Origin of the sequence: Thalassobacterium sedimentorum (genome assembly GCF_031127905.1) — a bacterium.
Lineage (GTDB): Bacteria > Verrucomicrobiota > Verrucomicrobiia > Opitutales > Coraliomargaritaceae > Thalassobacterium > Thalassobacterium sedimentorum.
Genome location: NZ_JARXIC010000006.1, coordinates 117,122 through 129,796, shown reverse-complemented (window position 1 = coordinate 129,796; position 12,675 = coordinate 117,122). Strand labels below are relative to the sequence as shown.

Genomic DNA, 12,675 nt, shown 5'->3' with positions numbered 1-12,675 from the left:
TGTATGGATTTTTATGAATTCAGTGACCTTACATTCGCCCGCGAAGATCAATCTCATGCTTTCCGTTCATGGAAGGCGCAACGACGGTTTTCATGGGCTGACCTCTTTGGTGGTGCCAATCGCTTTTGGCGACACATTGCAAGTCGCCATCGGAGAGGCGGGACAGGACCGCTTGAGTTGTCGGGATGTTTCAGTGCCCAGGGGGGGGCAGAACTTAATTATACAGGCGGCCGCTGCGCTTCGAGCTGCCAGCGGACGAAATGTCTATTTTGATATCGAGCTAAACAAGCAGATACCTATGGGGGCAGGTCTTGGAGGAGGGAGTAGTAACGCCTCAGTCGCGCTCATTGCGATGAATCAACTGTTGGACTCACCGCTCTGTTTGGATGAATTGTCCGCATTGGCTGCTCGCCTTGGCTCTGACTGCCCCTTTTTTCTGCATTCTCAGCCGATGGTCATGACCGGTCGTGGTGAAGCGCTTACAGGTCTACCGGGAGCTGTTTCACAGCAGTTGAGGGGGCGCACAGTTTTGCTTTTTCGTCCTCATTTTGGTATTCAGACCGCGTGGGCTTATGGGAAATTAGTTAAGGCGGGGGGGGGCTCTTATGAAGCGGAGCCCCTGGCCACTCAGCGTTTGCAGCAGTTTTACGATTCAGGCCGTATCGATAATTTGCTCTATAATAGTTTTGAGCGAAGTGTAGGCTCCAAGTATTTGGCCATCGCATGCCTGTTAGAGGAATTGCGCTGCAATGGCATTGCCTGCCTGATGAGTGGCAGTGGCAGTTGTTGTTTTGCGCTGCCTAGAAATCAGGTAGAACAGGCTCTGATCGAGGAGATTTGTCAAAATGCTTGGGGTTCGGACACATTTTTTATTGAAACTTCAATCCTCTGACTGGATGATCTTGAAAGGAGCGCTCCTTGCTGCAATTTGATCAACTCTATCTGTGACCGATCCCCATACTAAAGAAGAGATTATACTCGAAGGCATTGCTGCGTCTACAGGCGTAGCACATGGCCGTGCTGTTGTTTACCTGCAGAAGCAGTTGGATGTGCCTAGTTACGACGTTGCGGATGACGCCCTTGATGCGGAGCTAGCTCGTTTTGATAAGGCGATCTTGGAAACGCGTGCTGAAATTACAGCGGTGCGTGATCAAATCGCACAAAGCTTAGGGGAGGGCGAAGCACGTATATTTGATGCCCACTTATTAGTACTTGAAGACAACGCCTTGCTCGAGGAAGTGACCACTGAACTGCAGAGTACTAAGAAAAACATCGAGTTTTGCTATAATAATGTAGCGCAGCGCTATATTTCGTTTTTCCGCTCGATGGAGGACGAGTATTTGCGTGAGCGTGTTTCTGATATCGGAGATGTTTCACGGCGATTGCTGCATAACTTGATCGGGATGCAGAAAGTTAACCTCGGCCAGCTTGCAGCTGAGAGCATCATCGTTTCAGAAGATATTTCACCCTCCGATGCTGCCGATTTAGATCGGAACAAGCTGCTTGGATTTGTCACTGATGCAGGAGGGAAAACCAGTCACTCGGTGATTATGGCGCGCTCGTTACGTATCCCCGCCGTGGTGGGGACACATGATGCGACAAAGCGCATCGTTAGCGGTGATCATATACTTGTCGATGGGCATGAGGGGATCATCGTGGTGAATCCTTCGGAAGATCGACTCTATAAGTATGGCAAGCTCGCGAGTGAACGTCAGAAGCGCGACGATACTTTCAGTTCTTTTATCTCTGAGCCGGCTGTGACGCTAGATGGTGCCTCCATTAGTTTAATGGCAAATGTAGAAGGAGCGCAGGAAATGGAGCATGTTCAAGCCATGCATGCGGAAGGGGTTGGTCTCTTTCGCACCGAGGGTATTTTCCTGCGTCATCATGGCTACCCGCCGGAATCGGTGCAATATGAAGCCTATCGTGAGGTCGTGGAAGCGGCAGGAGAGCACCCGGTTATCATCCGAACACTCGATGTGGGGGGCGATAAGACGATCGGTGACGAGAACGTAAAAGACGACAATTCCTTTATGGGGTTTCGTGCGATCCGCTTTTGCCTGGGCAACGAAGCCATTTTCACCACGCAGTTGCGTGCCATTCTTCGCTCGAGTGCGCATGGTAACGTGAAGATTATGTATCCTATGATTAGTGGGATGAACGAGTTGCGGATGGCCAACCGAGTGCTTGAGTCCGTTAAAAAGGAACTGCGTTCAGAGGGGCAGGCCTTTGATGAAGCCATCGAAGTCGGAGCGATGGTGGAAGTGCCAAGTGCGGCGGCGATTATTGATTTATTGGCTGCTGAAACTGACTTTCTCAGTATTGGGACCAATGATTTGATTCAATATTTGATTGCAGTGGATCGTTTGAACGATCAGGTGGCGCATTTGTATGATCCTGCGCACCCAGCAGTTCTGCGTACGCTGAAAGCGATTATTGATGGGGCGAATCAAGCCAAGACACCAATCAGTATTTGTGGGGAGATTGCTGGTGACCCAATTTATGCGGGCATCTTACTCGGGATGGGAGCCGACTCTTTAAGTCTCACATCCAGTTTATTGCCAGAAGTTAAGTATTTCATTCGTCACATTAAAAAGTCGGATGCAAAAGCCTTGGTAGCCGAAGTCATGCAACTGAGCGATTCGAATGATATCATTCAACGCCTGGAAGCATTTCGCCAACAAGCGCTCGGCGATCTAGCCTAGTTGATCTTGGCATTCGGAGGGAAGGGCTGTGCTGAGGCTGAGCTCTATGCTCCGAGGCCTAGCATAGATTTAATACCTTCTTTGATATGTTCAATGGCTTCCGGACCTTGGGTGAGTGCAATATAAATGATGCCAGCATAGAGTAAGACTGCGCCACAGCCCACCGCGAAGGCCGCGAGTGCCAGTAAGCCATCCTCCTCAGAAAGACCGACGCCAATCATAAAAATGACCATGGCTGGAAAGGTATTGGTCAGAGGGATTGGAAGCATCATTAAGCAGGCCATGATTAGAATGACGCTGGCAAGACCTGCTTGACCCGCGCGCCCGCGAATCCATAATTGGCGCGGGCGGATAAAGCGCTCAATGGCTTTTAGGAATTTAGATGCGCTGCCCAGCATAGTAGCTGCCAAGGCGGGCTGAATGCGTACAGATGCCAGTTTGCGGGGGAGCCAGACTGCAGCTCGGCCTCGCATCATTTGTAGTGCGACCAGGGCGATGACGATGCCGAATGGTGTGCTATACCCCGGGGCTGGCACAGGCAGGGCGCTTGGTAAGGACAATACAATCAACACCAGACCAAATCCCTTTTCACCGACTGCACGTGTGATTTCGCGAATGGAGAGCCCGTTGTCATTATCTGTGACTAAAAGTTGTTTTAAGGTATCTCCGAGCGAAAGATGTTGAGAGGATTCTTCGGCGGTTTGCATTTGCGGTTCGTTGGATAGGTAGGAAACTGGACTGTTTTTAATGATCACTTCCGATTACTGTGCAACCATGAATCCGACAGAATTAGCAATGCACCCTGCCTCCGTTGCGCTCTATGGAGGTAGTTTTGACCCTGTTCACCGAGCGCATCTCCAAGTTGCGCGCAGTGCCTTGGCGAATTTAGATTTGCAGCAAGTTATTTTTATTCCCGCTGCTCAGTCGCCACTCAAGACAACTGCGACGGTGGCCAGTGACGCGGATCGGGTGAGTATGTTACGGCTCGCCACTGCTGATGAAGCGCGCTTCTTCGTAGACACATGTGAGTTACAGCGAGGTGGCACGAGCTATACAATCGATACTGTTATGAATTTTCGTGCGCAATGGCCGAACTGTCAGTTGCACTGGATTATTGGTGCCGATCAATTTGAGTGCTTACATCGCTGGCATCGGATCGAAGATATCGTGAGCATGCTGCATTTCATCGTATTGCAGCGACCAGGTCACTCGATTGCAGAATCGAAGGTTCCAGGCTTGAAATATACCGAGGTTCAGGCTCCCTTAATGACTCATAGCTCGAGTGAAATTCGATTCTTACTCAAACAGGGACGTGCAACAGAAGACTTACTGCCGCCCGCAGTTGAGGCTTTCATTTCCAGCCACGGCCTTTATACCCAGTAACAATTACCAAGATCAATATGACCAAAGACTTAAGTAAACAGGAAAAAAATACCCTCGAAGAGATGCGTTGCGCTGTCACCGCAATTGAAGATAAAAAGGGAGAGGCGATCCGTGTGTTGGATGTGCGGGGCAAGTCCTCGATTACCGACTACATCATTCTCGCTACCGGTACCTCGGATCCACACGTTAAAGCCTTGAAAAGCGGCCTCGATCAGGCGCTCAAAGAAGCCGGGGTGCAACTACTTGGGCAAGACCGAACATTAGGCAGTGGCTGGCTAGTGGTGGATGCTTTCGATTTCATGATTCATTTGCAAACTTCTGAAATGCGCGATTTTTACCGTTTGGATCAACTCTGGAAAGATGCCACTGAAGTGGCCTTGTAAGCGGTGCTATGAATACAGTTTTAGTTGTTTTTGTTGTTCTTTTGGTGCTCAAGTTGGGGACGAGTATTGTGCTCGATATGCTTAATTTGCGTCATGCGCAGGCGCGAACCAGTGAAGTGCCCGAGAGTTTTCGTGATTTTATTGATTTACCAACTTATCAGAAATCGATTGCTTACACCACAGCCAAGACACGTTTTGGTATTGTCAGCGACCTCTATGATGCTGGTGTGCTCGCCGTGGTGCTGCTATGGGGCATATTAGCATGTTTTTACCAGTTATTTAGCAGCTGGTTTGGTTATGGAATTTGGGGCCAGGCGCTGGTACTCTTTTTAGTCGGGCTGGTATTGAGCCTTCCTTCCATGCCATTCGATTATTGGAGCACCTTTAAGCTTGAGGAACGTTTCGGCTTCAATAAGAGCACACGCAAGCTTTGGTTGGTGGATAAAATGAAAGGAACCTTACTTGGATTTGCAATCGGGTATCCACTTTTGGCCTTGTTAATTTTTCTAGTGACCTGGGCGGGGCCACTGTGGTGGGTCTGGGGCTTTAGCGTTTTCTTTCTCTTTCAATTAGTGATGGTGGTGGCTTATCCCATGTTTATCATGCCATTGTTCAACAAGTTAGAGCCCATGCAGGATGGTGATCTAAAGACGCGTCTATTTGCACTGGCAGATCGCACTGGCTTTCAGGCGCAAACGATTTTGGTTCTAGATGGCAGCAAACGTTCTGGTCACTCAAATGCCTTTTTCTCAGGCTTTGGTCGTTTTCGTCGCATTGTCTTATATGACACTTTGATCGAGCAAATGGAGCCCGAAGAATTAGAAGCAGTGCTGGCGCATGAAATCGGGCACTATAAGCTTGGTCATATCCCTAAGATGATGATCATGGCTGCAATTACGTCCTTCGGCATGTTTGCCGTATTAGGGTGGTTGACGAATGCTGATTGGTTTGTGCAGGCCTTTTATTTCGATACCCCGCCTGAAGGCCAAATTGTTATCGTCCCTGTGCTCTTGCTGTTTATGCTACTGAGCGGACTGGTTACTTTTTGGTTATCGCCGCTATCCAGTCGTCTTTCCCGCAAGCATGAGTATGAGGCTGACGCTTTTGCGCGCGACGCTATGGGGAGTGATCAGCCTCTGTCTAAAGCCTTACGTAAGCTACACAAGGAGAACTTGAGCAATTTGACGCCACATCCGGTGTACAGTAGTTTTCACTATTCCCACCCCACGCTGGTCGAGCGAGAGACAGCCATGCGAGCAGACTAACCACCTATAATTATCTGAATGCGACGATTTTTTCGTTATTACCTGCGTGGCCTAATGCCACTCATGTTTCTTTTACCCTTAAGTGGTGAAGCGCTTAGAATCGCAACGTATAACTTAGATAACTATTTGGTGATGGATCGCAATATTGGTGCACGCTGGCGGCCATCTTACCCGAAGCCTGAGAGTGAGAAAGTCATTATTCGGCAGATCATAGGTGAGATTGCGCCCGATATTTTAGTGTTACAAGAAATGGGCTCGCTGGACTTTCTGGAAGAATTGCGATCCGACCTCATACAAGAGGGAGTGCATTATACTTATGCGATTCACATGCAAGCGGCAGATCCCGTACGGCATCTGGCAGTGCTGTCTAAGCATGCGCCACAGGCCGTAGTAAAGCATACCGATTTGGATTTTAAGTATATAAGAGAGCGTCAACTGGTGAAGCGGGGAATGTTAGAAATGACTTTTAAATTGAGTGACGATCAGCTGTTTCAACTGTTTGTTATCCACCTCAAAAGTCGCTATACCGATGTTCGGGAAGATGAGGAATCTCAGTTGCGACGTGTGCGGGAGGCTGAGGCATGTCGCAATCGTATCATTGAGCGCACATACGAAAATGACCGCACGGATTTTTTAATTGTAGGTGATTTTAATGATCATCCGGTCAGTGCGCCGATGCGTCGTTTTTACCGTCGGGGGAATCTCGAAATTGGGAGTTTGGTGCCCGCGACTGATAGTCGCGGTGAGCTTTGGACCTATTTTTATGAGAGGGAGGCGCGCTATGAATGCGTAGATGGGTTTATTGCCTCTCCAGCGATGCTTGCTCGTATCAAAGCAGGACACGGACATGTGGTCGATAGCCCAGGAGCCTTATCTGGTAGCGACCACCGCATGGTCTATTTGGACCTCTTGCAGTCCAGCTCTGAGCTTGAATCATTTGAGTAATTGTACCTTAAGGCGCTATGATTTTTGAATGCCAATTCGCAAATAAATTTGAACTGAATGGGGCTGTTTATCCTTGTCTCGGTTCTCGGAGCCAGAGATATGCCCCCCCGAAACTTAGTTTCGGGAGCTCCTTAGGGCTATTGTATTGATTACTTATTCGTAAAATGGGTTATCACTTTGATTCTCGCTGTCTTTTGGCCTCATAGAGACACACGGCCGCGGCAGCAGCCACATTTAAAGAGTCTGCCTGTCCAGCCATTGGGATCCGTATTCGATGTGTCGCTTTATTGAGCCAATAAGGCTGCAGACCATCGCTTTCACTCCCCATAAAGATTGCCATTGCCTGGCGGTAATCGACATCCCAATGCAGTGTTTCTGTATCGGGAGTGGTGGCACAGCAGAGTATATGATTCGATTCTAACCATGTATTTAAGGCCTCGCGCTCGGTGGACACAATTGGCAGGGCAAACAGCAGGCCCTGGGATGAACGGATCGCGTTTGGATTGTAAAGGTCCAGCACACAGTCGACCAGAATCACCGCGTCGACTCCAGCACCATCGGCACTACGTAAAATGGCCCCTAGGTTTCCTGGTTTTTCAATACCTTCTAATACTAGCAATAATGGTGTGTCACTCAACGTTAAATCCGACAATACGTTGTTTTGTTGCACGGCGATAGCGATTAATCCATCCGGGCCCTCGCGATGGGATGCCTTGGTAAAGGCATCGGGACTCATACCAATCAGTGGGAACCGTGCTGTGCTTTTTTGTGAACGAATGAAATCATCATGTGCCTGACTGGGAAATAAATTGCTACAGTGGTAAAGTTGCGTGATTTCAAATCCGGCGGTGAGCGCGTGGCCAATCTCGCGTAGGCCTTCAACTAAAAAGCGTGACTGACGGTCACGGTGTTTGCGTTCGCGTAATTTAACGAGGTTTTTGACCTGATCGTTTTGTCGACTTTGTATGTATAAATCTTCCATGAGAGAGCTGTCCTGACATTTTAGTATTGCAGGATGCTTAAGCATACGGGAGGGCATGGGGATGCAAGTGCCAAAAAATTTCGTATCTGAACCTTTTGACTATCATCAGGAGGTTGAATTCACCGTAGAAAGCCTCACAAACTTGGGGATGGGCGTCGGCCGTGTTGATGGCTGGGTCGTCATGGTCCCTTTTGTGGTGCCCGGTGAACGTGTCAAAGTTCGCATTTTTCGTAACTTTCAAAATTATTCTGATGCTGACTTAGTCGAGGTGCTGGAGTCGTCACCCGATCGCATCGAGCCAGAATGTCCGCTCTACACACGCTGTGGGGGCTGCCAATATCAACATATGACGTATGAGCGGCAATTAAAAGAGAAGACGCAGCATGTGGAAGAATTGATGCAGAAATTGGGAGAAATCGAATTTCCGGTGGATTTGGCCCATGGTTCTCCTCAGGTTTATCACTACCGCTCAAAGATTACCCCTCACTATAATCGTCCCGAGCGCGATGGTTCACAGCCGATCGGTTTTTTACAGTATGGGCGTCGCAATCAGATCATCGATGTGGAGCATTGTCCGATCGCTACCGAGGCAATTAACGCCGCTTTTCCCGAAGCACGTGAGGAAGCACGGCGTGCGGGCGGTAAAAAGCGTCGGCAACGCGGTGGCACACTTTTGATGCGCGATGTGTTGGAAGGCGTGGTTAATGACCCTCAGGAGATCGTCTCGGAACGGGTGGGAGCTGTTACTTTTCAATTTAAAGCTGGAGAATTTTTCCAAAACAATCCCTTTATCTTGCCCGAACTCGTGGAGCACGTTGCAAGCGAGGCCTCAGCTGAAGGGGCTCGTTATCTGGTCGATGCATATTGCGGGGTGGGGCTCTTTGCGCTGTCCACCGCGAAGTCCTTCGAACAAGTAGCCGGGGTTGAAATTAGCGAGCCTGCAGTGCGCTGGGCACAGGCAAATTGTAAAATTAGCAACATTAAGAATGCTCGTTTTGTTATTGGTAAAGCCGAGGCCATATTCAACGGCCTCAAATTCCCCGCCGATGAGACTGCGATGGTGATTGATCCACCACGTAAGGGCTGTGATGAGAGTTTTCGTCAACAATTGCTACAGTATCGGCCACAGCGCCTGGTTTATGTTTCCTGTGATCCTGCGACTCAGGCACGTGATTTGAAGGAGTTCATTGCAGGTGGCTATACAATTACCCGGATTCAGCCCTTTGACTTGTTTCCACATACGCGGCATATTGAGAATGTTGTCTCGCTCAGCTTAACATAGCCGGAGTCGAGTATTTTTTGTTCGCACCGTAGCTTTAATATTTTGCACTATTTCTGACTTGAGTAAAACCGCACAGTCTAAACCCAATCTTTATCTCGTCGGCTTTATGGGCGTGGGCAAATCGGCGATTGGTCGCCGAGTGGCCCGTGAGTTAGGTCTTCGCTTTATTGACTCAGACGACCAAATCGAGCGGGAGCAAGGTCGTAAAATCCCTGAACTCTTTGCCAGTAAAGGGGAAGCATACTTCCGCAAGCTGGAACGACAATTTATTGAGCACGGCCATGCGGATCGAGGCTGCGTTGTCTCGTGCGGTGGTGGTTTGGTTGTGCAAGAAGGCATGAAGGAATTATTAAAGCAAAAGGGGGTGGTGATCTGCCTCTTTGCCTCTGCGGAAAGCATTATAGAGCGCACTAGCCGTAATAAGAACCGCCCTTTACTCAATGTGCCTAACCCCGAAGAAAAGGTTAGAGCCTTACTTGCTGAGCGTGAGCCCATTTACATGGATTCTGGCGCCTGTATCACGACTGAAGGACGTACCATCCCCGAGGTCGTTCGACACATGATTCGAACCTATAAGTCCATTGCGCGTAACTTTGGCAAGTAGACTGTTATTCAGCTGCCCAGGCGGCTTCGATTTTCTGTAATAGATCTTCTGGAGGGCGCTGTGCTTGGCCATTGCGATCCATGAAGCCGTGGCTGGATTGGCCAGTAGCGAGTAGCGTATCGCCTCGGCGCACTTCATATTCGAAGTGCATGCGCGCCCGCGGCTTTTTGTTCATATATAGATGCACTTCCAGATGATCATCAAAGCGGGCAGGGCTTTTGTAAGCCGCACTTACGGTGAGCACAGGTAGGAATAGACCCCGCGCCTCGATTTCACGATATGGGATACCTATTTGATCGAGCATTTGAATGCGGGCCGTTTCAAACCATACGAGATAATTACTATGGTAAACCACATCCATCCGGTCGGTTTCGGCATAGCGTACGCGAATCTTGGAAATACTATGAATCATTTGAATTGAGAGATTGGAAATGAGGGCGTCTTCAAACCACTGGCGATGAAAGTGTGCCCGGGATATTCAGGGATTGGTTGAGCTCATCGAGGGATTCGAAAGCGGCATCGGCTCCCGCATCTAATAGTTCGGCTACTGAATACGCGCCAGTGGCGACACCGTAGCCACTCAGCCCCGCGTTTTGAGCGACTGCGATGTCGGTGGGGGAATCACCGATTATAATTGCTCCGGCTGGCTGGGCTTCAATTTGTTGCAGCACGTGCCGTGTCAGTTCGGGCTGTGGCTTGTGCCAGTCTGTGTCGACGCTGCCGACACAGACTGGTATGTATTTGGCAAAGCCAGTATAGCGACTGATTTGTCGAGCTGTATCGCCGTGTTTGTTGGTAAAGAGTGCCTGTGGTATGCGTGCCTTATAAGCACGTTCAATCAGTTGCATTCCGCCTGAGAGCACGATCAGGCCATCAAACATAATTTTTGGAAAATGAGCGCGGAATGCCTTACTTGCGGTGTCCAGTTGATCTGCGTCGACAAATAACTGCATTGTTTCTGCCAATGTGCCGCCCAAGCTGCGCCGAATGACATTATCACTGGGAGTTGGGTGGCCCAGATCGGTAATAACTGTACGGTAGCAAGTGATAATCGCATCCGTTTGATCTATCAACGTGCCATCCATATCCCAAAGTATAGCCGAGGGGCAGGGGAGGCACTGTGCAGTGTTTGAAATCATTATAATAGATGAGCGCGACGATCATGTCCGCTATTCTCAGTGGCGGTTTTTACGATGCGGGGACTCGTTCAGAATTAGTTCGCGCTGAGGGTTGAACGGAGGCCAAAAACTTTTTCAGCCAGCTCAAAGAGGTCCTGATGAACATGGTCTGCGACCAGATGTTCAGAGAGCTGTTCTGCGCTATGACTCCCCGTTGCAACTAGGTGACAAGTCAGGCAACCTGCCTCGGCAGCAGCTAAATCGTAGGGAGAATCTCCGATCATGATCGCCTCATCAGAAGCGCAATCCATTTGTTCCAATGCGTAGGCTGTAAACAGAGGATCTGGCTTGCGGTAGGGGCACTCCGGCTCTCCCGTGCCGATGATCACATCCAGCCATTGATCCAGGCCCAAGTGAGCTAAGACCGAGCGGGTGTCGCCGGCGTATTTATTGGTAAAGACGCCGAGCTTGTCGCCGCGCGCTTTGAGTTCTTGTAATAGCCATTCGGCTCCGGGGAGCGTGAACACATCGTCAAAGATTATTTCGGCAAAATGCTTGCGAAATAGAGGTTCTGCAGCCGCTACATTTGCTTCGCCGCAGAGCTTGGAGAGTGTGATTGGCACGGATCCACCCACAGTGGCGCGCACGGTGGGGTAGTCACTCTCCACTAAACCAAGTTCACGTTGTGCGTAGGCCACACTCTTGTGAATGGTCGTAAAGTGGTCGATCAAAGTGCCGTCCAGATCAAATAGGATGTATTGCATATTAAAATGTACTTTATTAGAAAAAGGAATCGCTACAGGCTTAAGCCTTTTATCCATGCCTGCTTTGTTGTATTTGGCAAGCGTGCGATGGTGGACTCTATCAAAGATGACTAAAATGACGCAGAAAGCAGATTGGGCAACCCGCCGTAAGCGGGGCGTCTTCGTCGTTCATTTTTCTGGCACTTGGACTAATGAAAATGTGAAGCCGGATATGGAGGCCCTGTATGCTGACATTGAGTTAGAGGCTAATTTAGCAGAACTGCACTTAGAAGCGGACCACCTCAGTGGCTGGGACAGTTCCTTACTTGTGATGGTGCGCCGGCTCTGCGACTGGGCGGAAACACATGGTCTGCAAACACGTCTCGATGGGATGCCAGCAGGTGTGCAAAATTTAATTCAGTTATCGCGAGCAGTTCCGGAAAATAAGCAAGTAGAGGATGTGCTTGCGGAAGATTTTTTGAGTCGGGTTGGTCTGCAAACATTGGCGGCGTATCGTGGCTTGAATGGATATTTCGAATTTCTGGGGCAGCTCTTCATCGATCTTTTTGCTCTGTTGCGTGGGAAGGGGCGAGTTCGTGCTAAAGATTTTTTAATGATCTTACAGAGCACAGGCGCACAGGCGGTGCCGATTGTTTCACTGCTGAGCTTTTTAACAGGACTCATCATTGCCTTCATTGGAGTGATACAATTGCAGAAATTTGCTGCAGATATATATGTGGCGGATCTGGTAGGTCTTGCCACCACACGTGAACTGGGCGCTGTCATGGCTGGTGTGATTATGGCGGGGCGCACCGGAGCTTCGTTTGCCGCGCAAATCGGGAGTATGCAGGTCAATGAGGAAGTTGATGCACTCACTACCTTTGGTATTTCCCCGATGCAATTTCTAGTTGTTCCGCGGGTGCTGGCACTGGTGTTAATGATGCCGCTCTTGTGTGCTTGCGCCGACTTTGTGTCGATTGCGGGCGGCATGGTAGTGGCAGTCGCGATTTCAGATGTCAGTGTCCTACAATACTTTAGCCAAATTCAATTGGCCGTTGGTTTAAATGACCTCGCTGTCGGGATCTTTAAGAGTGCTGTATTTGGTTTGATTATTGCACTTGCAGGCTGTTATCGCGGTTTAAATTGTGGTCGTGATGCCAGTTCAGTGGGGCAGGCGGCAACGTCTGCTGTAGTTACTTCCATTACCTGGATCGTGGTCGCCGATGCCATTTTCGCTGTTATGTTTCACATTTTAAACATCTAGT

The 12,675-nt window shown here is 49.4% G+C and carries 14 protein-coding genes; 9 read left to right on the top strand and 5 right to left on the bottom strand.

The features are described 5' to 3' along the window. Positions 1–13: 13 nt before the first annotated feature. Positions 14–892 (top strand): 4-(cytidine 5'-diphospho)-2-C-methyl-D-erythritol kinase, encoded by an 879-nt coding sequence (gene ispE, locus QEH59_RS05410; protein ID WP_308984340.1) that lies wholly within the window; start codon positions 14–16, stop codon positions 890–892. A gap of 52 nt (positions 893–944) precedes the next feature. Beyond that, positions 945–2,705 carry a phosphoenolpyruvate--protein phosphotransferase gene (gene ptsP / locus QEH59_RS05405; RefSeq protein WP_308984339.1) on the top strand — a complete coding sequence of 587 codons (1,761 nt, stop codon included), beginning with the start codon at positions 945–947 and terminating at the stop codon, positions 2,703–2,705. A 44-nt stretch (positions 2,706–2,749) separates the two neighbouring features. Here ptsP and QEH59_RS05400 read toward each other — a convergent pair whose 3' ends face one another. Beyond that, positions 2,750–3,460: an exopolysaccharide biosynthesis protein gene (locus tag QEH59_RS05400; RefSeq protein ID WP_308984338.1), complete on the bottom strand. Its 711-nt coding sequence runs from the start codon at positions 3,458–3,460 to the stop codon at positions 2,750–2,752. Positions 3,461–3,479: 19 nt separating this feature from the next. Here QEH59_RS05400 and nadD point away from each other — a divergent pair, with 19 nt between their 5' ends. From nadD to QEH59_RS05380, 4 genes are read left to right on the top strand one after another with little or no spacing between them, the layout of a single operon-like run. After that, positions 3,480–4,088 carry a nicotinate (nicotinamide) nucleotide adenylyltransferase gene (gene nadD / locus QEH59_RS05395; RefSeq protein WP_308984337.1) on the top strand — a complete coding sequence of 203 codons (609 nt, stop codon included), beginning with the start codon at positions 3,480–3,482 and terminating at the stop codon, positions 4,086–4,088. A gap of 17 nt (positions 4,089–4,105) precedes the next feature. Next, positions 4,106–4,471 (top strand): ribosome silencing factor, encoded by a 366-nt coding sequence (rsfS, locus tag QEH59_RS05390; protein ID WP_308984336.1) that lies wholly within the window; start codon positions 4,106–4,108, stop codon positions 4,469–4,471. Positions 4,472–4,479: 8 nt separating this feature from the next. After that, entirely contained in the window at positions 4,480–5,736 is a 1,257-nt protein-coding gene (locus QEH59_RS05385) for a M48 family metallopeptidase (RefSeq protein ID WP_308984335.1), read from the top strand. A gap of 18 nt (positions 5,737–5,754) precedes the next feature. Further along, positions 5,755–6,681, top strand: a complete 927-nt coding sequence (locus QEH59_RS05380) for an endonuclease/exonuclease/phosphatase family protein (protein ID WP_308984334.1) — start codon at positions 5,755–5,757, stop codon at positions 6,679–6,681. A gap of 172 nt (positions 6,682–6,853) precedes the next feature. Here QEH59_RS05380 and QEH59_RS05375 read toward each other — a convergent pair whose 3' ends face one another. After that, a complete protein-coding gene (locus tag QEH59_RS05375) occupies positions 6,854–7,663 on the bottom strand; it encodes a TrmH family RNA methyltransferase (protein ID WP_308984333.1) in 810 nt (269 codons plus the stop codon). A gap of 61 nt (positions 7,664–7,724) precedes the next feature. On the opposite strand from QEH59_RS05375, the gene QEH59_RS05370 reads away from it, so the two are divergent. Together QEH59_RS05370 and QEH59_RS05365 are read left to right on the top strand one after the other, a co-directional pair. Next, a complete protein-coding gene (locus QEH59_RS05370; RefSeq protein WP_308984332.1) occupies positions 7,725–8,945 on the top strand; it encodes a class I SAM-dependent RNA methyltransferase in 1,221 nt (406 codons plus the stop codon). A 58-nt stretch (positions 8,946–9,003) separates the two neighbouring features. Further along, positions 9,004–9,549 (top strand): shikimate kinase, encoded by a 546-nt coding sequence (locus QEH59_RS05365; RefSeq protein WP_308984331.1) that lies wholly within the window; start codon positions 9,004–9,006, stop codon positions 9,547–9,549. A gap of 4 nt (positions 9,550–9,553) precedes the next feature. Here QEH59_RS05365 and QEH59_RS05360 read toward each other — a convergent pair whose 3' ends face one another. From QEH59_RS05360 to QEH59_RS05350, 3 genes are all read right to left on the bottom strand, one after another. After that, the gene (locus QEH59_RS05360) at positions 9,554–9,961 is read right to left on the bottom strand and encodes an acyl-CoA thioesterase (protein WP_308984330.1); all 408 of its coding nucleotides are present in this window, start codon (positions 9,959–9,961) and stop codon (positions 9,554–9,556) included. A gap of 31 nt (positions 9,962–9,992) precedes the next feature. Further along, entirely contained in the window at positions 9,993–10,688 is a 696-nt protein-coding gene (locus QEH59_RS05355) for an HAD family hydrolase (protein ID WP_308984329.1), read from the bottom strand. A 74-nt stretch (positions 10,689–10,762) separates the two neighbouring features. Beyond that, positions 10,763–11,488 carry an HAD family hydrolase gene (locus QEH59_RS05350; RefSeq protein ID WP_308984328.1) on the bottom strand — a complete coding sequence of 242 codons (726 nt, stop codon included), beginning with the start codon at positions 11,486–11,488 and terminating at the stop codon, positions 10,763–10,765. Positions 11,489–11,546: 58 nt separating this feature from the next. Here QEH59_RS05350 and QEH59_RS05345 point away from each other — a divergent pair, with 58 nt between their 5' ends. Beyond that, complete coding sequence (locus QEH59_RS05345) at positions 11,547–12,674, top strand: MlaE family ABC transporter permease (RefSeq protein WP_308984327.1); 1,128 nt, start codon at positions 11,547–11,549, stop codon at positions 12,672–12,674. The last annotated feature ends 1 nt before the right edge of the window (position 12,675 follow it).